Origin of the sequence: Mesorhizobium sp. WSM4306 (assembly GCF_007003975.1) — a bacterium.
GTDB lineage: Bacteria > Pseudomonadota > Alphaproteobacteria > Rhizobiales > Rhizobiaceae > Mesorhizobium.
This window is the reverse complement of the sequence record NZ_VFTC01000015.1, coordinates 124,690-149,730: the sequence shown is the minus strand read 5'-3', so window position 1 is coordinate 149,730 and position 25,041 is coordinate 124,690. Positions and strand designations below refer to the sequence as shown.

14 protein-coding genes and 2 pseudogenes are annotated in these 25,041 nt (G+C 63.2%); 4 read left to right on the top strand and 12 right to left on the bottom strand.

Features of this window, described 5'->3' with window-relative positions; all coding sequences use genetic code 11:
• Window positions 1–354: 354 nt before the first annotated feature.
• From preA to FJV77_RS18915, 3 genes are read right to left on the bottom strand one after another with little or no spacing between them, the layout of a single operon-like run.
• Window positions 355–1,668 carry an NAD-dependent dihydropyrimidine dehydrogenase subunit PreA gene (gene preA, locus FJV77_RS18925; protein ID WP_142868273.1) on the bottom strand — a complete coding sequence of 438 codons (1,314 nt, stop codon included), beginning with the start codon at window positions 1,666–1,668 and terminating at the stop codon, window positions 355–357.
• Window positions 1,669–1,680: 12 nt separating this feature from the next.
• On the bottom strand, window positions 1,681–2,523 hold the full coding sequence (locus FJV77_RS18920; protein ID WP_142868272.1) for a methyltransferase domain-containing protein: 843 nt from the start codon (window positions 2,521–2,523) through the stop codon (window positions 1,681–1,683).
• 5 nt (window positions 2,524–2,528) lie between these two features.
• Window positions 2,529–3,884, bottom strand: coding sequence for an NAD(P)-dependent oxidoreductase (locus FJV77_RS18915; RefSeq protein WP_142868271.1), 1,356 nt, complete (start codon window positions 3,882–3,884; stop codon window positions 2,529–2,531).
• Between the two features lie 233 nt (window positions 3,885–4,117).
• Between FJV77_RS18915 and FJV77_RS18910 the strand changes: the two genes are divergently transcribed.
• Window positions 4,118–4,528: a hypothetical protein gene (locus FJV77_RS18910; protein ID WP_142868270.1), complete on the top strand. Its 411-nt coding sequence runs from the start codon at window positions 4,118–4,120 to the stop codon at window positions 4,526–4,528.
• Between the two features lie 54 nt (window positions 4,529–4,582).
• Here the strand turns inward: FJV77_RS18910 and FJV77_RS18905 are convergent, their stop codons facing one another.
• On the bottom strand, window positions 4,583–5,287 hold the full coding sequence (locus FJV77_RS18905) for a gamma-glutamylcyclotransferase (protein WP_142868269.1): 705 nt from the start codon (window positions 5,285–5,287) through the stop codon (window positions 4,583–4,585).
• 197 nt (window positions 5,288–5,484) lie between these two features.
• Here FJV77_RS18905 and FJV77_RS18900 point away from each other — a divergent pair.
• Window positions 5,485–6,262 (top strand): annotated as a pseudogene (locus tag FJV77_RS18900) (VOC family protein).
• A 64-nt stretch (window positions 6,263–6,326) separates the two neighbouring features.
• Here FJV77_RS18900 and FJV77_RS18895 read toward each other — a convergent pair.
• Window positions 6,327–6,814: pseudogene (locus FJV77_RS18895) on the bottom strand (hypothetical protein).
• A gap of 209 nt (window positions 6,815–7,023) precedes the next feature.
• On the opposite strand from FJV77_RS18895, the gene FJV77_RS18890 reads away from it, so the two are divergent.
• Window positions 7,024–7,419 (top strand): DoxX family protein, encoded by a 396-nt coding sequence (locus FJV77_RS18890; protein ID WP_142868268.1) that lies wholly within the window; start codon window positions 7,024–7,026, stop codon window positions 7,417–7,419.
• A gap of 21 nt (window positions 7,420–7,440) precedes the next feature.
• Here FJV77_RS18890 and FJV77_RS18885 read toward each other — a convergent pair whose 3' ends face one another.
• Window positions 7,441–9,867, bottom strand: a complete 2,427-nt coding sequence (locus FJV77_RS18885; protein WP_142868267.1) for an FAD-dependent oxidoreductase — start codon at window positions 9,865–9,867, stop codon at window positions 7,441–7,443.
• Between the two features lie 57 nt (window positions 9,868–9,924).
• Window positions 9,925–11,463 carry a trimethylamine methyltransferase family protein gene (locus FJV77_RS18880; protein WP_142868266.1) on the bottom strand — a complete coding sequence of 513 codons (1,539 nt, stop codon included), beginning with the start codon at window positions 11,461–11,463 and terminating at the stop codon, window positions 9,925–9,927.
• A gap of 217 nt (window positions 11,464–11,680) precedes the next feature.
• Here FJV77_RS18880 and FJV77_RS18875 point away from each other — a divergent pair, with 217 nt between their 5' ends.
• Window positions 11,681–12,271: a transglycosylase SLT domain-containing protein gene (locus FJV77_RS18875; protein ID WP_142868265.1), complete on the top strand. Its 591-nt coding sequence runs from the start codon at window positions 11,681–11,683 to the stop codon at window positions 12,269–12,271.
• Window positions 12,272–12,283: 12 nt separating this feature from the next.
• On the opposite strand, the gene FJV77_RS18870 is transcribed toward FJV77_RS18875, so the two are convergent.
• The 5 genes from FJV77_RS18870 to FJV77_RS18850 form a co-directional block, all read right to left on the bottom strand.
• Window positions 12,284–14,605 carry an ABC transporter ATP-binding protein gene (locus FJV77_RS18870; RefSeq protein ID WP_185970374.1) on the bottom strand — a complete coding sequence of 774 codons (2,322 nt, stop codon included), beginning with the start codon at window positions 14,603–14,605 and terminating at the stop codon, window positions 12,284–12,286.
• A gap of 45 nt (window positions 14,606–14,650) precedes the next feature.
• Window positions 14,651–15,808: an ABC transporter permease gene (locus tag FJV77_RS18865; RefSeq protein ID WP_142868263.1), complete on the bottom strand. Its 1,158-nt coding sequence runs from the start codon at window positions 15,806–15,808 to the stop codon at window positions 14,651–14,653.
• Window positions 15,809–15,820: 12 nt separating this feature from the next.
• Window positions 15,821–16,855, bottom strand: coding sequence for an ABC transporter permease (locus tag FJV77_RS18860; protein WP_142868262.1), 1,035 nt, complete (start codon window positions 16,853–16,855; stop codon window positions 15,821–15,823).
• Between the two features lie 227 nt (window positions 16,856–17,082).
• Window positions 17,083–18,735, bottom strand: coding sequence for an ABC transporter substrate-binding protein (locus FJV77_RS18855; protein ID WP_142868261.1), 1,653 nt, complete (start codon window positions 18,733–18,735; stop codon window positions 17,083–17,085).
• A gap of 256 nt (window positions 18,736–18,991) precedes the next feature.
• Window positions 18,992–25,039 carry a translocation/assembly module TamB domain-containing protein gene (locus FJV77_RS18850; RefSeq protein WP_142868260.1) on the bottom strand — a complete coding sequence of 2,016 codons (6,048 nt, stop codon included), beginning with the start codon at window positions 25,037–25,039 and terminating at the stop codon, window positions 18,992–18,994.
• Window positions 25,040–25,041: the final 2 nt, after the last annotated feature.

The following is a 25,041-nucleotide window of genomic DNA, read 5'->3' as shown; positions in this document are numbered from 1 at the left end:
ATGGAGAGTTTCACGTGTTCGTGACGATGTTATTCGTTGTGCCAACGGTGGTGTGGAGAGCTAAAGGAATTCTCCGCGCATAGACTCGAAGTTGGCGCTGCCCTCATTGCCCTGCCGGCATTTCTCCCCGTAAACGGGGCGAAAGATGCCGTCATCGATGATTTCGCCAATTACTGACGTTGCAGGAAAAGGCGACAGCGGCCGCCGCAGCTTGCCTTCTCCCCGTTCACGGGGAGAAGGTGCCCGAAGGGCGGATGAGGGGCGGCGCTAACCTCTGAAATCGAAGCATCGCACAGATGCAAAATCGCCCCATGCGGGTGCACAGGGCGATTAAGCTAAACCGTGAAGCAAACCCTATTCCGCCGCCACCTTGGCCATCGGGTTGTTCGGATGCGTCGTCCAGTTGGCATACACCGGCGAGACCGGCTTGCCGGTGCGCTGGTCCATCACGCCTGCGGCCAGCGGCTCCATGGTGATGCAGTTTTCGACCGGGCAGACATTGACGCACAGATTGCAGCCGACGCATTCGGTCTCGATGACCTCGAAATGCCTCTTGCCGTCGACCATGTTGGTGATCGCCTGATGCGAAGTGTCCTCGCAGGCGATGTGGCAGCGGCCGCATTTGATGCAGGCATCCTGGTCGATATGCGCCTTGGCAACATAGTTGAGGTTGAGGTACTGCCAGTCGGTGACGTTGGGCGTGGCGCGGCCGACAATGTCGTCGAGCGAGGCGTGGCCCTTCTCGTCCATCCAGTTTTCCAGGCCGGCAATCATCTCCTGCACGATCTTGAAGCCGTAGGTCATCGCCGCCGTGCACACCTGCACATTGCCGGCGCCGAGCGCCATGAATTCGGCTGCATCGCGCCAGGTGGTGATGCCGCCAATGCCGGAGATCGGCAGACCGTGGGTTTCGGGGTCGCGGGCGATCTCGGCCACCATGTTCATGGCGATAGGCTTCACCGCCGGGCCGCAATAGCCGCCGTGCGAACCCTTGCCGTCAATGGTCGGCTGCGGCGCGAAGCTATCGAGGTCGACACCGGTGATCGAGTTGATGGTGTTGATCAGCGACACCGCGTCGGTGCCGCCGGCAAGTGCCGCACGCGCGGGCTTGCGCACATCGGTGATGTTGGGCGTCAGCTTGGTGATGACGGGCATGCGGGTGTTGGCCTTGCACCAGCGCACCACCATTTCGATGTATTCCGGCACCTGACCGACAGCCGCACCCATGCCGCGCTCCGACATGCCGTGCGGGCAACCGAAATTGAGCTCGATGCCGTCAGCTTCGGTCTCCTCGACCACCGGCAGGATCGCCTTCCAGCTTTCCTCGACGCACGGCACCATCAGCGAGACGACGATGGCGCGGTCGGGCCAGTCCTTCTTGACCTGCTTGATCTCGCGCAGATTGACCTGCAGATCGCGGTCGGTGATCAGTTCGATATTGTTGAGGCCGAGCAGGCGGCGGTCGGCGCCCCAGATCGCGCCGTAGCGCGGGCCGTTGACGTTGACCACCGGCGGGCCTTCTTCGCCGAGCGTCTTCCAGACCACACCGCCCCAGCCAGCTTTGAAGGCGCGGATGACGTTATACGCCTTGTCGGTCGGCGGCGCCGAAGCCAGCCAGAACGGATTGGGCGATTTGATGCCGACGAAGTTGTTGCGGATGTCAGCCATGACAGGTCCCTTTCAACCGAGACGAAGGAGCAGTTCGACGGGTGCGAGAATGCCGCCTTCAAGCGCGGCGGTGAGATTGGCGATCTTGGTGCGGGCGTTCTCGCCCATGATAAGATTAACGCCGGGCGGCGGTTTTTTGCCTTCCGCCTGCGCCGCAGCCATGCGCGCCCGTATCGTGGCGAAGAAGTCGATGGCGAAGGCGCCGCGTGGGCGCTCGGCGGTGACAGAGAACCCTGCAGCCGCGGCAGCCGAGCGATAGTCGTCGGGCGTGGCGACGAAGGACGTGCTCTCATCGGATGCCCATGGTAACGGATAGGTCAGCGCACCTGCCTTGAGCCGCATCACATCGTAGACGGCAAAGATGCCGCCCGGCTTGAGCACACGCGCCGCCTCGCTCATCAGCTTTTTCTTGTCGGGAAGATTCATGCCGACATGCAGGATCATGGCTGTATCAAAGCTTTTGTTGCTGAACGGCATGTCCAGCGCGCTGCCCTGCATGAACCGGACTTTGTCGGCCATTCCCACCCGCTTCGACAGGCTGGTCGCGATGTCGACATAGCTTTGCGTCAGATCAATGCCGGTGACATCGGCACCGGCATTGTTGGCGGCAAAGCGGGCTGGGCCCCCCACGCCGGAACCAATGTCGAGCAGCCTGGCCCCCGGCTTCAAACCCATCTGGCCGATGAGTTCCCTGGTGGCGGCGATACCGCCAATGTGGAACTCGTCGACCGCTTCGAGATCGCCGGCGCGCAGACGGGCAATGTCCACACCGGTATCGGCGAGCACGGCAAGGATGTTCTGCTCAAGACCCGATACGTCGTAGTGACGGGCGATGCCCGATTCCACCGAGGCCATGATCTCTATCCCTGCGTCAGGCTCCTGTTAATGCTCTCAGCCGCATCGCGCCCTTGGGCTACGGCCGAGACGGTCAGGTCGTCGCCGCCAAAGATGCAGTCGCCGCCTGCCCAGACATTGGCGAGCGAGGTGCGGCCTTCCGCATCGACCTTGATGCGGCCGGCCTCGAGTTCGATCGATGCACCGCTGCCGTTGAGTGCCGCCGGCACAAAACTCTGACCAATCGCCTTGAACACCTGGTCGGCGACGAGCGTCAGCCGCTCGCCGGTGCCGGCAAGCTTGTCGCCGTTCATGGCGGTGTATTCGAGCTCGATGCCCGACACTCTGCCGTTCTCGGCAATGACCCGCCGCGGCTGCAGCCAGTGGCGGATGGTGACGCCGTTGGCGGCGGCCAGATCCTGCTCGAACTCGGAGGCGTTCATATGCTCCTGGCCGCGCCGGTAGCAGATCGTCACCTCCTCGGCGCCGAGCAGCTTCGACTGCACCGCCGCGTCGATCGCCGTCATGCCGCCGCCGATGACGACGACGCGCCGGCCGACCGGCAGGCTTGCGAGATCGCTGGCCTGGCGCAGTTCGGCGATGAACTCGACCGCATTGGTGACGCCGTCGGCATCCTCGCCCTCGGCGCGCAGCGCATTGACGCCGCCAAGCCCCATGCCGAGGAAGACGGCATCGTAATTCCGGATCAGGTCCGACAGCTGGTAGTCGCGGCCGAGCGCCTTGCCGTTCTGGATGTCGATGCCGCCGATCCCGGTGACATAGTCGACCTCGGCCTGGGCGAAATTGTCGATGCTCTTGTAAGCTGCGATGCCATATTCATTGAGGCCGCCGGCCTTGGGGCGGGCTTCCAGAATGGTCACCTCGTGGCCATGGCGGGCGAGCCGGTGCGCGGCGGCAAGGCCCGCCGGCCCGGCGCCGACCACGGCGACCGACTTGCCGGTCGATTCCGCACGCGGATAGAACTGCTTGTGCTCAGCCATCGCGACGTCGGTGGCGTAGCGCTGCAGGCGGCCGATCTGCACCGGCTTGCCTTCCGCCACCTCGCGCACGCAGACCTCTTCGCACAGCGTCTCTGTAGGGCAGACGCGGGCGCACATGCCGCCCAGAATGTTCTGGTCGAAGATCGTCTTGGCCGAACCGATCGGGTTGCCGGTCGAGATCTGGCGGATGAACAACGGGATGTCGATCGAGGTCGGGCATGCATTCATGCACGGCGCATCGTAGCAGAAATAGCAGCGGTCGGATTCGACCAGGGCCTCGTGATGATCGAGCGGCGGATGCAGGTCGGAAAAATTCTCGGCATACTGGTCGGTCGGCAGCCGGCCACCGGCAATACCGTCCTTGAACTGGCCTTCTGGCATCGTCAGTTCCCCATGTTTTCGTTTTGGGGAAGGCTAGCACGTTTTATTTTTTTATCAATTGGTCAATTTTCGGTGCAAGCCTCTGAAAAGCTTCTACAATAACATGATTTTTTTACTCATGTTATGGGTAATCTGTTGCGCCTCCAAGAAGACGAGCACGACAGCCCCAAGCAGCGACAAACTGTTCGAAGCTCACGCGGGATGATAGGCGATTGAGCAAAATGGAGAAAGCGATGACCAACGATCAGGAGACGGTTCATCGGTGGGAGCCTGTGGAAGATTTACCACTTGCTGCCTGTCAGGTTTGGCGTTTGAAATCCGACAATTACTTTGAACTGATCGTCGAAGGCGACTTCCTCGTCGGGACGGCCAAACGAACCCTCAAGATAGACTTTCATGGAGTGGAGGTCCTTTCGGCTCATAACGACATGCTGGGGCTGGCCCATGTGCGCGATGGCGACTCGATCCCGTTGATAGATTCCGGCGCCCAAAAAACCTATAGGTGGCCCATCCTGCGGGTGGAAAATTCACATTGGTTGCGATCGATCCCAGGCCCAACAGACGACTGCTCGCATTTTCTGTTGCTTAGTCTCGAATGCACAGTTGAGGTGATCGCTCGTGAAGCCACAGCCGGTTGGATCTGACCACCCGGGACAGACCTCAGATTGATGATGGGCCGGCGCTGGTTAGGGTGCCGTCTAGGCGCTCGCTCCAAGGGTACTGCCATGGATCGACCGTATCTCATCGGCGACCAGCTGCTGCAGGCGCCACAGATTGCGGTCGCGGATGCCGAATTCCTCGAGGTGGCTGACGGTGTTGTAGAGATATTCGGCGCCCGAGCCGACATGGCCACAGGCCCGCGCCAGCACCCGCGCCACCCGGTCCAGCGGCTGCCCGAGCGATGTGCCTCTGCCCGTCACCCCGACCCAGAAGCCGAGCGCCCGCACCACCCCTTGCGCCGTGCGCACCGGAACCCACCGGACCGAGCTGACACTCTCATGGTCGTCGATTTCGCGCCGCAGCAGCCTTTCAATCTGCTCGGCCTTGTCGCCGTCGGGCAGCCTGTAGATGACGCCATCGCATCGCCCGCCGCGTTCCAGAGCCATCATCAGCCCAGGCTGTGCGGCGGTGCCGCGCCAGCGCACCATGTCGAGACAAAACGAGCGATGCCAGCCGAAAGCGGTGGCGCGCTGCCGTTCGACGGATTCGAAAGCCGGCTTCCAGATCAGCGAGCCATAGGCGAACACCCAGAGCGGCCCGTCATCCGCTTCCTCGGCCAGTCGCGCCGATAGGCTGCGGTAATCCTCGTCCGTCAACTGTGTCCAACTGCCGTCAGGCCCAGGATCGGTCTCCTGGCGATGACACAGTGCGACAAGCTCTGACGTGAGCGACATACAGCGCATGAAACGACTACCCCTCGTTCGCCCAAGGAAAGTCGAAAACCGCCGCACGTGCAAGCCGCCGGGCGCGACGAAATGCGGAACGATGTGTCAACGCAGCCGTTGAATTCTCTCATGCGCGCTGTCGGATTTGCGCCGCTGAAATCGTCCTTTGATGGATCGGACAACGATCGATGCATGAAGGTGAGGAGACCGAAAAAATGCCGAAAACCCCGATGCCCTTCTTCTGGTACGAACTGATGACTGACGACCTCGACGCCGCTGAGGCCTTCTACACCAAGGTGGTCGGCTGGCGGGCCGAGCCCTTCGACAAGGCGCCCGGTATGCCGCGCTACATCGTGGTGAATTCCGCCGAGCGTGGCGTCGGCGGGCTGATGACCTTGCCCGAGGAGGCTGCCAAAACCGGTATGAAGCCGGCTTGGATCGGCTATATCCATACCAAGGATACCGACGCCTCGACTAAGGCAGTGAAGGCCGCCGGCGGCGCGGTCTACCGCGAACCGGACGACATTCCAGGCGTCGGCCGCTTCTCCGTGGTCGCCGACCCGCAGGGCGCCACCTTCATGTTCCTGCAGCCCAATGGACCCGACCAGCCCGTCCTGCCGGCCACCACACCCGGCCATGTCGGCTGGCATGAACTCTATGCAGCGGACCGACAGAAGGCCTTCGATTTCTATTCCAGCCAGTTCGGCTGGACCGATGCCGGTAGCATGGATATTGGCGAGATGGGCATCTATCAGACCTTCTCGGCCGGCCCGGAATCCGGCGGCGGCATCATGAACAAGCCGCAGCAGCTGCCGGTGCCGGTATGGCTGTTCTACTTCAATGTCCAAGCCATCGACGCCGCCGCCAAACGCGTCACCGACAATGGCGGCAAGATCGTGATGGGTCCGATGCCGGTGCCGACCGGCCAAATGGATCGCCCAGTTCACCGATCCGCAAGGCGCCTATTTCGCGCTGATCGCGCCGGGACGCTGATCCGGCCAGAGGCGCATCAACACGAAACTGCTCTCATCGCACGCCGGTGCGATGAGGAAGCGCATCATTCCGGCGCCAGCACCGCGACCTTGATGCTCTCGTCCTTGGCGCCACTGAGCTGGATGGTGGCTGCGCCCGGCGTCAGCTTGAAGCGCACGCTCTTGCGAATGCCGGGACAGGTCTTCACACCGCTGAACGCTGCCGACTTCGTGGCATGGCCGTCTTGAATCACATCGATCCAGGCCTCGCCTGACAGGCTGATCTGGAGCTCGCCTTCCGGTGGACGGTCACGCTCGCCGTCGCGCCAAACGTTCCGGCTGCCGGCGCACGTTCCGGCGGCACGGTAAAGCTGACCGCGTCGACCGGCTCAAGCGCCAGGTCCGCGGCCTCGCCGGCCGCGAGGGCAGCGCCGGACTGCGTAGCAGGCGCTGCCGCGAACAGCGCCTGCTCGCGCGCCACCGGCCATTTGAAGGCATCACAGCCGCCGTCTGCGGCCATGGCGAAGCTGGTGCCTGCAAGGATTGCGAACAGGCTGAGGACGACTTTTTTCATGACCAGGGGAACCCATTTGGTTGGAGAGTCTACATGCAGATATACAACCATAGCGATATAAATGCAACCATACCGAGAACAAATATCGAAGTCCGACTGGAAGTGATTTCCAATCACCGATTGTTGATGGCAGGCCATGGGAAGTGAATGGTCCACTGTCGGGCGATAATCTATGGCCGAACGGAAGGGCTGGAAAAATGGAGTTTTAGATGAAGCTTTTTGACGGTCTCGCCAGATTTCAGCCGCAGATGCTCGGCATCTTGCGCATCGTCACGGCCCTGCAGTTCATCGAGCATGGTTCGCAGAAACTGTTCAATTTCCCGGTGAGCAGCGGTGAGCCGCACGCCCTCACCGGTCTGACGCTGACGGCGAGCATTCTCGAATTCGCCGGCGGCACCCTGCTGGCGCTCGGTCTGCTCACTCGCCCCGTCGCCTTCCTGCTGGCCGGCGAAATGGCCATTGCCTATTTCATGGCGCACTACCCGCGCGATTTCTTCCCGATCAACAACAACGGCGACGCCGCCATCTCCTTCTGCTTCATCTTCCTCTATCTGGTGTTTGCCGGTGCCGGCGCTTTCGCGCTCGACAATCGCCGCAACGCCTGATGTCCCTTGCGGGGGTGACCCTCATCCCCGCATCCGTTCGAAATTGGCATCGAACAGCGGCGCCGCCTGCATGCGTGCGGCATGGCGCTTGCCCAAAAGTTCGATCTCAAAGCCGTCGCTCTCGTCGGCGATCTCCTTCGGCACATAGCCGAGGGCGACGGATTTTTTCGGATGATGCGCATAGCCGCCTGACGTCACCCAGCCGCGCACCGCGCCGCCGAACCAGATCGGCTCGTCGCCGATGACATCGGCGTCGTCGGCATCGAGAATGAAGGTGCGCAGCCGGAGCTTGCCGCCCAGCTTGCGCTCGGCGAGAGCGCCGGCCTTGCCGATGAAATTGGCATCCTTGCCATAGGCGACGAAGCGGTCGAGCCCGGCCTCCAGCGGCCCATAGATCGGCCGGTACTCGCGCGCCCATGAACCATAGTTTTTCTCCAGCCGCAGCGCATTGAGCGCACGCGAGCCGAACAGCCCGATGTCGAACTCTTCTCCCGCCGCCATCAGCGCCTGGAAGGCGGCGCGCTGGTATTCCGGCGCCACCCAGATTTCGTAGCCGAGATCGCCGGTGTAGCTGACACGGCCGACCAGGCACGGCGCCATGCCGATATCCATTTTCGCCACCGCCATGAACGGGAACGCCGCATTGGCGACATCCGCACGGCTGACTTTCGCCAGCACGTCACGTGCCTTCGGCCCGGCGATGGCGAGGCCGGTCATCTTTTGCCCGAGCGCCTCGATGCGCACCGAGCCTTCCCCAGGCAAATGCGCCTCGAACCAGCGCATATGATACTGCTCGGCAATGCCGGAGCCGGCGATGAACCACTCGCCGTCGCCAACATTGGCAAGCGTGAAATCACCGATCAGCTTGCCGTCGTCCTTCAGCATCGGCGCCAGCGTCATCCGGCCCGGCTTTGGCAGCTTGCAGGCAAAGATCCGGTCGAGCCAGGCGGCCGCCTCCTCGCCGGTCACCTTGTATTTGGCGAAGTTCGAAATCTCCGCCAGGCCGACGCCTTCACGAACCGTCGCGACTTCTTTCGCGACATGGGTGAAATCGCTGGACCGACGCCACGAGAACTCGTCCTTGACGCCCGAAGGCGCATACCAGAGCGGCACTTCCAGCCCATAGGAAACGCCCCACTGCGCCCCCTTGGCCGCCAACAAATCGTAGATCGGCGTCGTCTTCAGCTGCCGCCCGGCGGGCAGTTCCTCATTGGGGAAACGGATCGAGAAGCGGCGCGAATAATTCTCGCGCACCTTGGCGTTGGTGTAGGTCATCGTTGCCCAGTCGCCATAGCGCGCAACATCCATGGCCCAGATATCGGCGCCGGGATCGCCTTCGATCATCCAGTTGGACAGCGCCAGTCCGACGCCGCCGCCCTGGCTGAAGCCGGCCATGACGCCGCAGGCGACCCAGAAACCCGGCAGCCCGCGCACCGGCCCGACCAGTGGATTGCCGTCCGGCGCGAAGGTGAACGGGCCATTGATGATCTGCTTGATACCGGTTCTCTCGAAGGCCGGGAAATGGCGAAAGCCGACCTCGAGCGACGGCGCGATGCGGTCGATGTCCGGCTCCAGCAATTCATGCCCGAAATTCCACGGTGTGGAGAACTCGGACCACACTTTATTGGCCTTCTCATAGGTGCCCATCAGCATGCCGCCGCGCTCCTGGCGCAGATAAAGCTCGCCGTCGAAATCGACAGCATGGATGATTTCGGTACCGGTCTTGGCGTTCCAAGCGGCGACCTCGGGCATGTCCTCGGTGATCAGGTACATGTGTTCCATCGCCAGCACCGGCAGTTCCAGCCCGACCATGCGGCCGACCTCGCGCGCCCACAGGCCGCCGGCATTGACTACATGCTCGGCCACCACCTCGCCCTTGTTGGTGATGACGCGCCATAGCCCGTCGGGCCGCCGCACAATGTCCTCCACCTTGGTGAAGCGCTCGACCTCGGCGCCGAGCTTGCGCGCCGCCTTGGCATAGGCATGGGTCACGCCAGAGGGATCGAGATGGCCGTCCTCCTTGTTGCGGACAGCGCCGACGAATTGTTTCGGGTCAAGCAGCGGCATCAGTTCGGCCGCCTCGTTGGCCGAGATTTCCTCGAGGTCGATGCCGAGATAACGCCCCTTGGCAACGACGCCGCGCAGCCAGTCGAGCCGCGCCTCGGTCGCCGCCAGAAGCACGCCGCCGGTCAGGTGCACGCCGGTCGCCTGGCCCGACAGTTCCTCGATCTCCTTGTAGAGCGAGATCGTGTATTTCTGCAGCTTGGCGACGTTGGGGTCGCCATTGATGGTGTGCATGCCACCGGCTGCGTGCCAGGTCGAGCCCGAAGTCAGCTCATCGCGCTCCAGAAGCACGACATCGGTCCAGCCATGGCGCGCCAGATGGAACAGAACCGAGCATCCGACGACGCCACCGCCAATGACCACGACCTTTGCATGCGATTTCATGGATTCTTCTCTGATATCAGGGAGTTGGATCGATGAGATGAATCAGGATGGGAAGCATCACGGCTCGCCCTGCCCGATCGCTTCCTTGCGCCTGGCCACATATGCCTCCAGCGCCTCGCGCACCGCAGGATCCATCGTCGGCTCGACATAGTCTTCCAGCGCCTTCTTCCACAGCCGCGTCGCCCGCGCCGTCGTGTCGAGGCCGCCAGCCTCCTGCCATGCCTCGTAGTTCTGCCAGTTGGACAGCATCGGCTGGTAGAAGGCGGTCGCATAGCGTTCCAGCGTGTGGGGCTCGCCGAAGAAGTGACCGCCGGTCGGCACAGCGCCCAGCGCTTCGACCGCCAGTTCCGCCTCGTCGACGACGATCGGGCGCAGAAACTCCATCATGTGCTGGATCATCTCGACATCGATGATGAGCTTCTCGAACGATGCCGTCAGCCCGCCCTCCTGCCAGCCGGCGGCATGATAGACGAGGTTGCCGTGGCCGAGCACCGCACCCCACAGCGCCATCAGCGTCTCATAGGCGCCTTGCGCGTCGGCGGCGTTGGAGGCCGATCCCGGCGTCGTGCGGTAAGGCAGATTGTAGCGCCGCGCCAACTGCCCCGAGGCAATGTTGGCCTTGGTGTTTTCCGGCGTGCCGAAGGCCGGCGCGCCCGACTTCATGTCGACATTGGAGGTGAAGGCACCATACATGACCGGCGCGCCGGGGCGCACCAATTGCGTCAGCACCACGCCGAACAGTGCTTCGGCATTCTGCTGCGCCAATGCGCCGGCGAGCGTCACCGGGCTCATCGCGCCCATCAGCGTGAACGGCGTCACCGCCACAGACTGGCCGAACTCGGCCATGGTCATCAGCCCCTCGGCCATCATCTCGTCGAAGCGGCGCGGCGAGTTTACCGAGATGATGGTGGCGATGCCTGGATCGTCGCGCATCTCATCCAGCGTCAGCCCGCGCGCGATCGCCATCATCTCGATGCCGTCCAGCGCCCGGCCCCTGCCGATCGCCGAGACATGAAAGGATTTGTCGGTCAGCGTCAGATTGGTGAAATAGGTGTCCATATGCCTGGTATTGGCCGGCAGCTCGACCGGCGCACAGACCTGGTTGCCAAGCATGTGGATGCAATTGAAATGCTGCGCCAGCCGGGTGAGATCGGCATAGTCGCGCAAATTGCCGGCGCGCCGGCCGCGCTCCATGTCATGCACATTGGGCGGCCCGGCGACCAAGGTGAAATTGATCGTGTTGCCACCGAGATGGATGGCGTTGGCCGAATTGCGCGGCGTCAGCCGGTAGCTGGACTGCGTGGTCTTCAGCGCCTCGGCAACCAGCCCCCTGTCGATGCGCACATTCGCCGTCGCATGATCGACCGTGGCGCCGGCCTTCTCGAACAGCGACAGCGCCCGCGGGCTCATCACCTCGATGCCGAAATTTTCGAGGATGTGCATCGACGCCTGATGGATCGCCTCTATCTGGTCGGCCGACAGCAGTGCCATCGGCGGATAGGGATTGGTCACCCGCCTGAGCGGCAGTTGCGGGATGGCCGACGGCCCCCTGTTGCTGGTCCGCTCGGCGCCGCGCTTGCGTCTTGGTTCATTCATGCCGGCATCAGAGCGCCGGTATCCGGATATGGCTGTCAGAAATCCGCCCTTCGCGGGCGTGATTTTAGCCAAGGCGGCATTTTCGAATTTGAATGAAGACAAAAGCGGCGCAAGAGGTCGAAATAATGATACCGGCTCTCACCAACGGAGCCGAGCCGGCAGCCCGTTAAGAAACGCCGCAAGATTCCCTTTATGATTTCGGCCTATTCGTCTTCCCATGCGTAGGTCGAGTTTTAGTAAAATTGTAGCGGTTGGTGTGCTGCTGGCGTTGTCGGCCTGCGCGACGCCGCCAAACCATATCAACAATGTCTGTGCCGTCTTCGACCAGAATGACGGCTGGTTCGACAACTGGCAGGCGGCGGCCGAGCGGGCATCGCAGAAATACAGTATCCCCGTTCCCGTGCTGATGGCGACGGTGCGCAAGGAGTCCGGCTTCAAGAGCAACGCCAGGCCGCCGCGCACCAAGCTGCTCGGCTTCATTCCGTGGAAGCACGTCTCCTCGGCCACCGGTTTCTCGCAGGCGCTCGACGGCACCTGGTCGCAATACCAGAGCGAAACCGGCAGCTGGGCGGCGCGGCGGACAAAATTCGCCGATGCCGTCGATTTCGTCGGCTGGTACCACTCAAAAACCGCCGACACGTTCGGTGTCGCCCGCAACGACACCTACAATCTCTATCTCGCCTACTATCTCGGCTGGACCGCCTATGGCCGCGGCAACCGCGGCGATGCCGGCGTGCAGGGCTATGCGCGGGCGACAGACAAGATGGCCCGCGACTATGATGCGCAGCTACGGCAATGCGAAAACTAGCACCTTCCTGGTTTAGTGCCGCCTTGTCGTATCTTTCGGCTTCTTAACACCGGTTTCGGAAGCCTCGTCTTGTACTTTGTGGCGACGGGCTCGCATCCCAGCCTGGCCCTGCTCCACGGCCTCGCCGATCTCGTCCGCTTCCGCGGTCGACGATTTGCCACGCGGCCGTTTGGGCGCTGTTCCTGTCGAACCCGGCCCAGTGCTTTGCGGTGCGTCTTCCGGCACACCTTCATGCGCGGCGTGTTCCTTGTCGAACTTGATCACCGGCTCCATCGTCGAAAGCACGTCGTCCGACAACCAGCACAGGCTCATATGACCATCGCCGAGGTTCTTCACCGGCGGCACCTTGGTCTCGCACAGATTGTCGGGCACCAGCTTCTTGTAGCCGCAGCGTGTCTGGAACGGGCAGCCGCTCGGCGGGTTCATCGCCGACGGGATATCGCCTTCGAGCACGATGTGCTTCTTGACCACGCTGGTGTCGGCGATCGGGATCGCCGACAGCAGCGCCTCGGTATAGGGGTGGTAGGGCGGCGCGAAGATCTGGTCGGTCGTGCCTTGCTCGACGATATAGCCGAGATACATAACGACCACGCGGTCGGCGATGTAGCGCACGACGGACAGATCGTGGCTGATGAACAGCATCGTCGTCTTGTTCTTGCGCTGGATGTCCATCAGCAGCTCGGTCACCGCCGCCTGCACCGAGACGTCGAGGGCCGAGACCGGCTCATCAGCCACCACCACCTTGGCGTCGCCGGCAAAGGCGCGCGCCACGCCGATGCGCTGCTTCTGGCCGCCTGACAGCTGACGCGGCTTGCGGGTCTCGAAGGCGCGCGGCAGCTTTACTAGGTCGAGCAGTTCCAGCATGCGCTTGCGCCGCTCGGCGACGTTGTTGCCGACATTGAATTTTTCCAGCGTGCGGATGATCTGCGAGCCGACGGAGTGGCTGGGATTGAGCGTATCGAACGGGTTCTGGAACACCATCTGGATCGACGACACCGTATCGACGCTGCGCTTCTCGATGCCGGTCGACTGGATCTCCTTGTTGCCGAGCGTCACCGTGCCGGAACTTGCCGTCTCCAGGCCGAGCAGAACCTTGGCAAGCGTCGACTTTCCGCAGCCGGACTCGCCGACAATGGCGACGGTCTCGGATTCGCGCGCCATGAACGAGATCGTCTCATTGGCCTTGACGACGCGGCCTTCGCTCGACCCGAATACCTCGCTGCCGCCGACCTTGTAGTATTTCCTGAGGTCCTCGATCTTGAGCACCGGCGCGCCGGGCACGACGCGCTCATTGACCTTCTTGGCGCCGGGCGGCAGTGCTTCCCAGTCGATCTCGTTGAAGCGCACGCAGCGCGAGAAATGCCCTTCATGGCCGGCGACTTCGATCATAGGGATTTCGGCGGCGTTGCAGACGCCCTCGACGAAATGGTGGCAGCGCGGACCGAAATTGCAGCCCTTGGGCCGCTCGTGCGGCAGCGGCAATTGCCCCGGAATGGAGATCAGCGGCCGCGAATTCTTGTCGGCGCCCGGCAGCGGGATCGAACGGAACAGCCCTTGCGTATAGGGATGACGCATCCGGTCGAACACGTCCTTGATCTTGCCGGTCTCGACCGCTTCGCCCGAATACATCACAGTGATGCGGTCGCAGGTTTCCAGGATCAGGCCGAGATTGTGCGACACGAAGATCATCGACGTGCCGAACTTTTCGCCCAGTCCCTTGACCAGGTCGACAATGCCGGCCTCCACCGTCACATCGAGCGCCGTCGTCGGCTCGTCGAGCAGCAGCAGCGCCGGCTTCGACAACAGCGCCATCGCGATGACGATGCGTTGCTGCTGGCCGCCGGAGAGCTGGTGCGGATAGGAGCGCATCATGCGCTCGGGATCGGGCAGCTTCACCGCCCGCACCATGTCCAGCGCGCGGGTGTAGGCCTCTTCCTTCGACACCTTGTCATGAATCAGCGGCACTTCCATCAATTGCTGGCCGACCTTCATCGCCGGGTTCAGGCTCGCCATCGGCTCCTGGTAGATCATGGCGATCTTGTTGCCACGGATGGCGCGCAGCTCCTCGTCGGAGAGCTCGCCCATGTCCTTGCCCTGGAACTTGATCTTGCCGCCGACGATCTTTCCGATGTTGGAGAGGTCGCGCATGATGCCGAGCGATACGGTCGACTTGCCGCAGCCGGATTCGCCGACGATGCCCATCGCCTCGCCGGGCATCACCGTGCAGGAAAAATCCATGACGGCAGGGATCTCGCCCTTGCGGGTGAAGAAGGAGATCGACAGATTCTCGATCTCGATGATCGGTTCTCCGGGATTTCGAACTGCCTCATTCATGGGTCGCTCCAATCCTGTTTTCATGCGTCGGGCCGAACCCGCAGATCAGTCTTTCATCGATTGTTCGCGCAGCGAGTCGGCGAGCAGGTTCAGCCCCAGCACGAACGACATCAGCGCGATCGTCGGCGGCAACGCCGGGTGGATGAAGGAGCGCAGCAGGCGGCTGGCGTCCTTGATCGCGGTGCCCCAGTCCGGGCTCTCCGGGGCCAGGCCGAGACCGAAGTACCCCAATGTGCCGAGCAGGATCGTGGTGTAGCCGATGCGCAGGCAGGCATCGACGATCAGCGGTCCGCGCGCATTGGGCAGGATCTCCCACAGCATGATGTACCAGGGCGATTCACCGCGGGTCTGCGCCGCCGCCACATAGTCGCGCGTCTTGATGTCCATCACAAGGCCACGCACGATGCGGAACACGCCGGGGCTGGAGGCGAACACCACCGCCACGAAGATGTTGAGCTGGTTCGGGTCGATGTGGATGATTTTCAGCGGATCCTTGTCGAAGACGAGGCCGGCATAGACCCAGCCGCCGATGACGAGCGTCAGCCCGAGCAGGATGTAAAGCCGGTCGGGACGGTTCTTGTAGCGCGTCCAGAACAGCACGGAGAAGAAGATGATCGGGAACAGGAAGAACAGCCCGGCCATGGCGTACGGGATGGGCGTGTCCATGATGCCCGGCGTCACCAGCAGGTAGAACAGCAGGATCACCGGGAAAGCCAGCACCAGATTGGCCAGGAACGACAGCACGGTGTCGATCCTGCCGCCGTAATAGCCGGCGGGCAGGCCGAGCGTGATGCCGACCATCAGCGCGAACCCTGTCGCCGCCGGTGCGATGATCAGCACGATCTGGCTGCCATAGACCATGCGCGAGAAGACATCGCGGGCGAGCTTGTCGCCGCCGAAATAGTAGATGAGCTTGGATACCGGCTCGATCCCGCCCGGCAGCGCGTCCTTCATGATCGGCACCTGTGCCAGCGGATCGAAGGGCGAGATGGTCGACGCGAAGATCGCCGTGAACAGCCAGAACAGGCAGATGCCGACGCCGACGATGCCGACGCCGCTGTCGAACAGCTGGCCGTAGAGCGCCAGCTTCTTCTTGTAGGCAAAGCTCGCCCCCATGACGATGGCAAGAGCGATCCAGACCGGCCAGAAACGCCCGAGGACGCCCAAGACGACATTGAAGGCGCTGATATATTCGACCTGCATCCGCCTTGCCCCCTACTGAACTCTGATACGCGGATTGAGAAACGCGTAGCCGACGTCGGAAATGAGCTGCGTGATCAGCACGATGAACACCGAGACCAGCGAGCAGCCGAGCAGAAGGTCGATGTCGTTGTTGCCGGCGGCCTCAACCAGCGTGTAGCCAAAACCCTGGTAGCGGAACATCACCTCTACGATGACGACGCCGGTGAGCAGCCAGGGAAACTGCAGCATGATCACGGTGAACGGCGCAATCAGCGCGTTGCGCAGTGCGTGCTTGACCACGACGCTGCCGAAGGAGAGGCCTTTCAGGCGGGCGGTGCGGATATATTGCTGCGTCATCACCTCGACCATCGAAGCGCGCGTCATGCGGGCGATATAGCCGATGCCGTAGATCGCCAGCGTCATCACCGGCAGCGTGAAATTATAGAAGGTGATTCCCTGGCTTGCAGAGGCCGCCGAGCCGTTCAGCCAGCCGAGCCAGGAGGCGAATATGACGGTGAAGATGACGCCCGAGACATATTCGGGCGTCGCCGTCGAGGCGATAGAAGCGACGGACAGCGTCCGGTCCGTTCGCGAACCCTCCCGCATGCCGGCAAGGATGCCGACCAGCAGCGAGATCGGCACCATCACCATGAGCACGCACAACATCAATAGCCCGGTGGCGCTAAGCGCCGGGAAGAGCTTTGACGCGACCGTGGTCTTGAACTTGGTCGAGCAGCCGAAATCGCCCTCCAGCACGCCGGAGAATGTCGGCACGACCGGATCGTTGCAGAACGTGAAACGCTGCGCCGGCTTGCCCGTCGCCGGGTCGGTCACTGGCTGCTTGGGCACGACGCCTAGCCATTGGCCATAACGCACGAAGAAATTCTGCCGATAGCCGTGTCCGGCCAGCCAGTTTTCGAGCTGCTCGGCAGACGTGTGCATTTCGGTCTGACTGATCGCCAGCTTCTTGAGATTGGGATCGAGATTGATCAGGAAGAAGACGATCATCGTCAAGCACAGCATAGTCAATGCCATTGTGCCGAGACGCCTGATAACAAAAGAAAGCATGGCGGCCCCCTGCCGGTCTGGTTGGGGTTGGAGTCGGCTTGCCAAACCGTCTCTGCCGCGAACGGCGGAGCTGGCTGTCAGGCGAACCCTCGGATGCGATCAACTCTGTTTTATTGCACGTCCCTGCTCGAAGAGTCCGCAACATTCTTGCTGCGCCGACTTCAGATCCCGGGTGATGCAAGGGACAGGGGAAAGGAGCGGACAGCTCCTTCCCCCAATCGGTCCGATCAGGCCTGCTCGAGCCAGACCTTGCCATAGTCGCGTTCGAAGGTCGGGTGCATCTTGTAGTTCTGCACCGCCTTGACCGAGTGGCTGTAGAGCTTGCGCCAGTAAGGCTGGACGATGATGCCGGCATCCTGCAGGATCTGCTCGATGTCCTTCATCATGTCCTTGCGCTTTGCCGCGTCCGCAACGGCAAGCGCGGCATTGAGCTTGGCGTCCCAGTCGGGATTCGACCAGGCTGTCTCGTTCCAGGACTCACCGGTGCGGTAGCCCAGCGACAGAACCTGGACACCCAGCGGCCGCATGTTCCAGGTGGTCATGGACAGCGGATACTTCGTCCAGTCGTTCCAGAACGTCGAGCCCGGCAGCACCGTACGCTTCACCTTGATCCCTGCGTCACGCAACTGGGCTGCAATCGCATCGCCGGTGTTCTTTTGCCAGTCCTCGTCGACCGTGATCAGGTCATGCTCGAAATCAGCCTGGCCGGCTTCCGCCATCAAGGCCTTGGCCTTGGCGGGATCACGCGAGATCTTCGGCAGTTCGAAATATTCCGGATGGATCTGGCAGACGTGATGGTTCTCGGCGACGGTGCCGGCATTGCCATAGCCGAGCTGCAGGACGACGGCGTTGTCGACACCGAGCTGCAGCGCGTTGCGGACCTTCTGGTTGTCATAAGGCTTGTTGTTGACGTTGGTGCGGCAGACGATGGTCGAGGCGGTGACCACTTCGGACTTCACCAGATCCATGCCGTCGAGGATCGACACATAGTCGGCCGTGGTTTCGTAGTTGGTGTGTACTTCGCCCGCTTCGAAGGCGCTGACCGTGGCCGCCGGATCGGTGCCATAGTCGATGAACTCGATGCCATCGAGGAAGACTTCGCCGTCCCACCACTTGTTGTCTTCGCGGCGCTTGTAGACCACCTTCTGGCCGACATCGTAGGACACCAGCTCGAAAGCACCGGTGCCGATCGGACAGGCTTTGAAATCGCCGCCTTTTTCATCGAAGCTCTTGTGGACGATCAGGGCCGGATAGTCGCAGACATTGGGGATGATAGAAATATCTGGCGAGCCCAGCTTCAGCTTGATGGTGTGATCGTCGACCTTGGTTACGGCACTCTCGTCGAGCTTGTCGTCCTTGATCAGGGTGCCGAGACGGCCGGGCATGGAATTGCCCTCGGCTTTCTTGTCGCCCCAGCGCTTGAGGTTGAAGATCACGTCATCGGCGGTGAATGCATCGCCGTTCGACCAGGTCACACCCTTGCGCACATGCAGCGTGTATTCGGTGGCGTCGTCGTTGACGTCCCAGCTTTCGAGCAGATAGGGGCGGAAGGTGTATTCGGTCGTGTACTTGACCAGCGGCTCGAGCGCCTGGCGCTCGGCGTTGGCGATTTCCGACCAGTCGGCCTTGCGCGGATCCTTCGGATCCTTGACCCACATCGCGACCTTCAGCGTGCCGCCTTTCTTGCCTTGCACTTCTTCGGCCTTGGCCGGCGTCGGGTCTACCAGTCCGAGCATGCCATAGGCCATCGCTGTGGACGCGCCGAAGACGCTGGCCAGAGCGAGGAACTCGCGGCGATCGACCTTGCCCGCCTTGGCTTCTTCGGCCATGGCCAGGATGTGGTCGGGAACGCGATCGCCATTACTCTTGTAAATTGTCATGACTTAACTCCCATTGTTGGCTTTCCGCCTTGTAACATTCCGCATCCAGGCCGTGATGTCAAAGACGGCATGGATTGGGAACATGTTAGCGAATGTGCAACTTTGAAAGGGGAGCGGTTCGCGTGATAGCGACAGTCTTGACGCAAATTTGCTACTGCCCAATGGATTCCTCAGGAATCTCGTTTCGTCGGTTAAACTGAGACCTTGACTCAAGCTTGGCCAGTTCCAGCGGTGGGCCCAAAGTCCGGCCCAAGGATCAATATTCCTTCTCGTAGAAAATGCCGCCCTTGGCTTCGCCGCCATCGTTGGCCTCGCCGCGCAGCTTGACGCCGCGCCCGACATTGAGGTCGATCGTCGCCTTGCCCGATCCGGGCTTGTCGCCCTTCTGGATCGTCACATAGGTACGGTCGTTGACGTATTTGCCCGCCGAGACGGCGGTGCCGCCTTTTTCGTCGGTGGTTACGTCCAGATCGTCGACGCCGATTGCACTGCGCAAATTTTCGAGCAGCGAGGTCGAACCGCCGACGCCAGCCAGTTGTCCGGCGGCCTCGGCGAGTTGGGCGATCTGCAGCGGCGACAGGTTCGACATCGAGCGGCCGAAGATCAATTGCGCCAGCACCTCATCCTCGGGCAGTGCCGGCACCGAGGAGAAGGTGAATTTCGGATTGGTCGCTTCGCCCGACACCACGATGGTGACGGTGGCGCTGGTCGTCGTCGATGTCGCCGTCAAATTGAGGTAGGGCACCAGTGAGCCGGAAAAGCCGACCGAGCCTTCGGTGAAGGTCAGCCGCTTGCCGAGGATCGACAGCCGCCCGCGCTGTAAGGTGAATGTGCCGACTGCTTGCGGCGACGCCGCCGGACCGGTCAGCCTCAGCGAACCGCCGAGCTCGGCGTCGACGCCCCTGCCCTGGATGAAGATCTGGTTCGGCGCGTTGACGGTGACGTCGAGGACAAGCCCGCTGCCGCCCCCGCCGCTGGCAGTGGCCGGGCGCAAGGCCTTGTCTTGCGCCCGCACGCTGGCGGGCGCGTTCTTGTGCTTGACGCCGAGTGCCGTCAGCGAGCCCGGCAGTTTCTCCGGAACGGTGATGACGGTCTTGGCGAGGTTGACGGTGCCCGAAATCACCGGCGCCGAGGTGAGCGGCCCCTTGATCGTCAGATCGCCGCCGAGATTGGCGGTGACCACCCGCCCGTCGGTGTAGCGGCCATCGACCAGCTTGATCGACAAGTCGGCAGGAAAACCTTGCGCCGGATTGATGCCGACGGTGCCGCTGGCCGACAGGCTGCCGCGCGTCGACAGCGTGCCGGTCAGCCGATTGATCCGGGCGACGCCATTGCCGATCGAAACGTCGGCGGCGATGTCGTTGACGGCAAGGCCCGAGCGCGCGTCGACCAGGCGTGCGCCGGACGTGCTGACTGTGCCGCCGATTACGGGTGACGTCGCCGGGCCGCGCACCTGGACATTGACGTTGGCCGTGCCGCTCAGCGACAGGCCTTGCGCGGCAAGCTTGGCGGCAAGGAAGGAAAACGGCACCTTGCCGTTGAAGTCGAGCACCAGCGCCGGCGTTCCCGCTGTGGTAACGCTGCCGCCACCCTTGAGGCCAAGCCCGGCGCCGTCGCTGATGTCGGCGTTGAAGGTGAGTTTCTTGCCGGCGAAGGTGCCCGACGAAGAGATGTTCATGCCGCCAAGGCTGGCATTGCGCGTCTGCGACGTCTGCACCCCTCCGGCGTCGATGTCGAAGGCAACGGCCGGATTGGCCGGCGCGCCCGTCACCTTCACGGTCCCGGAGATCGACCCGGCGGCATCGAGGCCCGGCGAAAAACTGTTGGCCAGCGATGCCGGCACCTTGGCCAGCGCGGCATTGATGTCGAGCGCCTGCCCGACCTTGCCCGTCACCGTCGCCGTGCCGCCGCCGAGATTGAGCACCAGCCTGTCCAATGTCGTCGTGCCATTGGCGATGCTGACGGTCGAGGCCTGCGCGATGGCGGCCTTGATGCCCTGCACCGTGGCCTGCCCGGCAGCGAGTTCGATGGTGGTGGTGCCGCCTGCCACTTTCACCCGGCCCGCCGCTTTCGCCGGAATGCCTTTGACGGTGGCACCGCCGGAAAAGCCGGTCCAGTCGCCGTCGCGCTTCAGGTCGACATCGATGCCGCTGATAGCGGTGCCTCCCGAGATGACGCTGTCGGCGCGGATTTTGCCTGAGATGACCGGCGCGGCGAGATAGTTGGCGACCAGCGCATCGATCGACACGGTCTTCGCCCGCAAGTCGCCGCGCGTGATCGACGCCGTCGACGCCTTGACGGCGACGTTAGGGCCATCGCTGCTCTTGGTGAAGGCTATGGTGCCGCGCACGTCGCCTTCGGCCTTTTCCAGCGCCAGCGCTGCCAGCGGCCCGATGTCGGGCAAGTCGAGCGCGATGGTGCCGACCGGCACGAAAGCCTCGTCGAGCGCTAGGTCGCCGGAAATCCTGTTCTTGCCGAGCGACAGCAGCAAGCCGTTGATGGCGCTCTTGCCGTCCGCCGTCGCCAGCACCGCGCTGCCTTGCAGCGCCTGTCCGGCGACATTGCCGGTCAGTTGCACATTGGCCGCCGGGCTGGCGGCATCGGCCTTGCCGGTGGCGGTCAGCTTCAGCCCGGTGATTTCACGCTCCACAACCAGCAGCCGGTCGCTGCTCACCGTCAGCGACAGGTCCGGCGCCATGATAGGCCCTTGCGCGTTGAGCGCAAAGCCAACCCCGCCCTTGGCGTCCTTCGACAGCAGCGAGATGTCCGACAGTGCGCCCTTGATGTCGGCGCTGAGCTTGTTGTCGACGAGGCTGGCCTGGCCGTCGGCGGTCAGCGCGCCTGACATCAGTTTGACAGGACTGGCACTGACATTGCCGTGCGTATCACGCTTGAGTGTAGCGCTGAGCTGCGTCCGCTCGGCCAGCACGCCGCGCGCCGCTGCCGGCAATGCCGCCGACAGGGCGTCAGCCTTGAGGTTGAGGTCGATGGCGCCGTCGGCCAGCGAGACGCGGCCATTGAAGGCGCTTTCCAGCGCTGCGCCCTGCACCGAACCGCTGTCGATGGTGATGGCATCCGCCGCCAAACTGCCGGCGACCTTGGCAGTGATCTTGCCGGCAATCAGCGGGGCGATGGTCGGATTGTCGAGACCAATCTTTTCCGCCGTCACCGTGCCCGAGATCGGACCGGTTCGGCTTTTCACATCGAACGCATCGGAATGCAGCGCCAGCGCGATGCCTTCAACCTTGGTGAAATTCGTCGCCACCGACGGCAACACCGCCGAGATGTCGAGCTTTGCTTGCGCAACCTGTCCGGCCGCCTTCACCGACAGCGCCTGCAGTTCGAGCTTGATTGGGCTCTCAGTGCTGCCAAGCGTCAGCGGCAGGCTCGGACCGGACGAAGTCAGGTCGAGCGCAAAATCGCTGGCGCCGTTCGGGTTGATGGTCCCGGCCGCCTTGCCGGAGATTTTCTCGCCCGACAGCGTTGCCTGATCCAACACGACGCCACCTGCCGTGGAATAACTGCCGGCCGCATCGAGATCGAGCGGCCCGAGCCCGGCCTGGCGGGTCTGGTTGGTCTCGGCACCGGCGAGCCTTGCATTGAAGCGGATGTCCGGATTGGCCGACTCCCCGGTGATTTGCGCCGTGCCGTCCAGCGTGCCCGCGGCGTCGAGGCCAGGCGAAAAATCATTGGCGAGGGCTGCCGGCAAGGCGGAGAAAGTTGCCGCCACATCGAGCGTCTGGCCTGCCGTGCCCGACAGCGTGACCGAGCCGCCGCCGAGATCGACCACCAGCCTTTGAATGCTGGTCACGCCATCGGCGATCGTCAGGCTGGACGACTCGGTAACCGCCGCCTTGATGCCGCGCACCGTCGCCTCGCCGGACGCGATCTCGATGCTGGTCGTGCCGCCGGCGATCTTCGCCCGCCCCACGGCCGTCGCCGGAATGCCTGATATGGTGGCACCACCGGTAAAGTTGGTCCAGTCGCCGTCGCGCTTCAGGTCGACGCCGATGCCGCTGACGACGGTCGCTCCCGACGTCACGCTGTCGGCCTTGATCGTGCCGGAGATCGCCGGGCTGTCGAGATAGTTGGCGATCAGCGCGCTGACGGTGATCGCCTTGGCCGCCACATCACCGCGCGCAACCGACACGCTGGCCGCATTGATGGTGACGGTGGGCGCCTCGCCGTCCTTGGCGAAGACCACGGTGCCGCCGATGTCGCCGGCCACCGTCTGCCCGGCCAGCGACGCCAGCGGCGCGATGTCGGGAGCGGCGATGGTCAGCGTGCCCAGCGGCAGGAATTTTTCGTCCAGCGCGAGGCCGCCCGACACCTTGTTCTCGCCCAGCGCCACACTGAGCCCGTTGATGGAGCGCTTGCCTTCGCTGGTCACCAGCGCCGCCTTGATGGCGAGCGGCTGCTCGTCGACCGAGCCGGTCAGCGAGACTTGCGCCGCCGGGCTTGCGATGTCCGCCTTGCCCGAGGCGATCAGCTTGATGTCCTTGACCGTCCGCCCCGACGCCGTCAGGCTGGCGCTGTCGGCCGCGACAGAAAAATCCGGCGCGTTGCGCGCGCCACTTGCCGTCAGCGCGAAATCGACACCGCCGGCAACCGGCACGCCAACCAGCGGCGACAGTACTGAGACATCGCCGAGCTTGCCCTTGATGTCGGCCTGGATGTCGCTGCCTTGCGCGCTGGCGGTACCGCTGGCGCTGAGCGAACCGGAGGTCAGCTCGATCGAATTGGCGGCGAAGGCCCCCTGCGGATCGCGGGTGGCCGTCGCCGCGAACTTGACCCGTTCGCCAAGCAGCGAACTGATCTGCGGCGGCAGCGCCGTCGACACCGCATCGGCATTCATCTTCAGCGTCATGGCGAGGTCGGCCAGCGTCACCTTGGCCGTCAGTCCGGCATTGAGCGCGTCGCTGCGCAGCGTGCCCTCATCGAGCGAGATTTCATCCTTGCTGACCGTACCGGCCAGAGAGGCCGTCAGCTTGCCGGTGATCAGCGGCGCCAGCGTCGCCACGTCGGTCTTCAGGCCGGCTGCCGCCAGCGACACGCTGACCGGGCCGCTGCGGTTCTCGATGTCGAAGCCGTCGGAATGGATCCGTGCATCGAGATTGTTCACCTGGGAGCCGCCCGCCACCACCGAGACGAGTGAAGCGCCGGCGTCGATCATCGGCGCCTTGCCGTCGCCGAACGCGCGCGCCGTGACATTGTTTATGGCCACCATGATCGGTTGCGCCGGGGTGCCGACATTGACCGTGACAGGCTCGCCCTTGGAAGCGAGTTCGACCGAAAGGTCGCTGGCGCCCTTCGGGTCGACCATGCCTGAGGCGGTGCCGTGGACAGCGCCGCTCTCGATCGTGGCGCGCTCGATGTCGACGCCGCCGGCCGCGGTTGCGGTGCCGGCGAGGTCGAAACTGGTCTTGCCGGCAAACAGCGATCTGAACTGTTCCGGCAGAAAACCTTCGAAGGAACCGTCGCCCTTGGCCTCGATCCGGTTGCCCCTGTCGGTCAGCTGATGACGGCCGGTAAGCTGGGTGACGATCTGGCCGTCGACCATGAAAGTGCCGACGCCGCTCCAGTTGGCCAGCGGCCCAGTGCCGGAGACAACGATGTTGACTGGCGGCGCGCCCGGCAGCTTGAGCAGATTGGCAATGATGCCGCCGGCCGGCTCGGCTGCCCTGAGATCGAGGTCTAGCTTGTTGTCGGCGGGCGCGAAATGGATGTTGGCGTCGACATTGCCCTGCTTGCCGTCATGGCGGGTAACGTTGAGCACCGTCTCAATCGCCAGCGGCGAGGCATCGACCTTGGCCGATCCCTTGGCCGCGAGTTCGGCAATACCGCTGCCGGCAAGTTGCTGGCCGAGCGCAATCTGCGGCAGATCGATCTGCCTGATATCGAGCGAAACCGGCAGGCCGGTCGACCCGCTCTTGGCAGGCTCCGTGCTCGCAACCGGCAGCCGTGCCAGTTCGATGCGCTCGGCGGCGATGCGGTCGGCGCTGAAGTTCTTCGACAGCAATGCCAGCGGCGACCAGTCGACCGCCACCTTGCGCGCCACCAGCCATGCGCCCTCGCGGTCTTCCAGCACGACGTGGTCCACCGTCAGCGCGCCCGACCAGATGCCGTCAATGCCGCTGACGGTGACCTTGCTGTCCCCTGATGAGGCAATGTTCGAGATGATGCCGGCAAGGTTTTCGCGGCCACGCTCGGTCTTGGTCAGCACGACAAGCGCGCCGACGGCCGCCGCCAGCACGATCAGCAGCGTGTAGAAAAAGAGGCGAAGAATGCGTCTCAACATCTTCATCG

Coding starts and splice junctions, on each gene's coding strand:
- FJV77_RS18875 (WP_142868265.1), top strand. CDS start 11,681: ATGCGTAGGTCGAGTTTTAGTAAAATTGTAGCGGTTGGTGTGCTGCTG.
- FJV77_RS18890 (WP_142868268.1), top strand. CDS start 7,024: ATGAAGCTTTTTGACGGTCTCGCCAGATTTCAGCCGCAGATGCTCGGC.
- FJV77_RS18880 (WP_142868266.1), bottom strand. CDS start 11,463: ATGAATGAACCAAGACGCAAGCGCGGCGCCGAGCGGACCAGCAACAGG.
- FJV77_RS18920 (WP_142868272.1), bottom strand. CDS start 2,523: ATGGCCTCGGTGGAATCGGGCATCGCCCGTCACTACGACGTATCGGGT.
- FJV77_RS18870 (WP_185970374.1), bottom strand. CDS start 14,605: ATGAATGAGGCAGTTCGAAATCCCGGAGAACCGATCATCGAGATCGAG.
- FJV77_RS18905 (WP_142868269.1), bottom strand. CDS start 5,287: ATGCGCTGTATGTCGCTCACGTCAGAGCTTGTCGCACTGTGTCATCGC.
- preA (WP_142868273.1), bottom strand. CDS start 1,668: ATGGCTGACATCCGCAACAACTTCGTCGGCATCAAATCGCCCAATCCG.
- FJV77_RS18885 (WP_142868267.1), bottom strand. CDS start 9,867: ATGAAATCGCATGCAAAGGTCGTGGTCATTGGCGGTGGCGTCGTCGGA.
- FJV77_RS18910 (WP_142868270.1), top strand. CDS start 4,118: ATGACCAACGATCAGGAGACGGTTCATCGGTGGGAGCCTGTGGAAGAT.
- FJV77_RS18860 (WP_142868262.1), bottom strand. CDS start 16,855: ATGCTTTCTTTTGTTATCAGGCGTCTCGGCACAATGGCATTGACTATG.
- FJV77_RS18855 (WP_142868261.1), bottom strand. CDS start 18,735: ATGACAATTTACAAGAGTAATGGCGATCGCGTTCCCGACCACATCCTG.
- FJV77_RS18865 (WP_142868263.1), bottom strand. CDS start 15,808: ATGCAGGTCGAATATATCAGCGCCTTCAATGTCGTCTTGGGCGTCCTC.
- FJV77_RS18915 (WP_142868271.1), bottom strand. CDS start 3,884: ATGCCAGAAGGCCAGTTCAAGGACGGTATTGCCGGTGGCCGGCTGCCG.
- FJV77_RS18850 (WP_142868260.1), bottom strand. CDS start 25,039: ATGAAGATGTTGAGACGCATTCTTCGCCTCTTTTTCTACACGCTGCTG.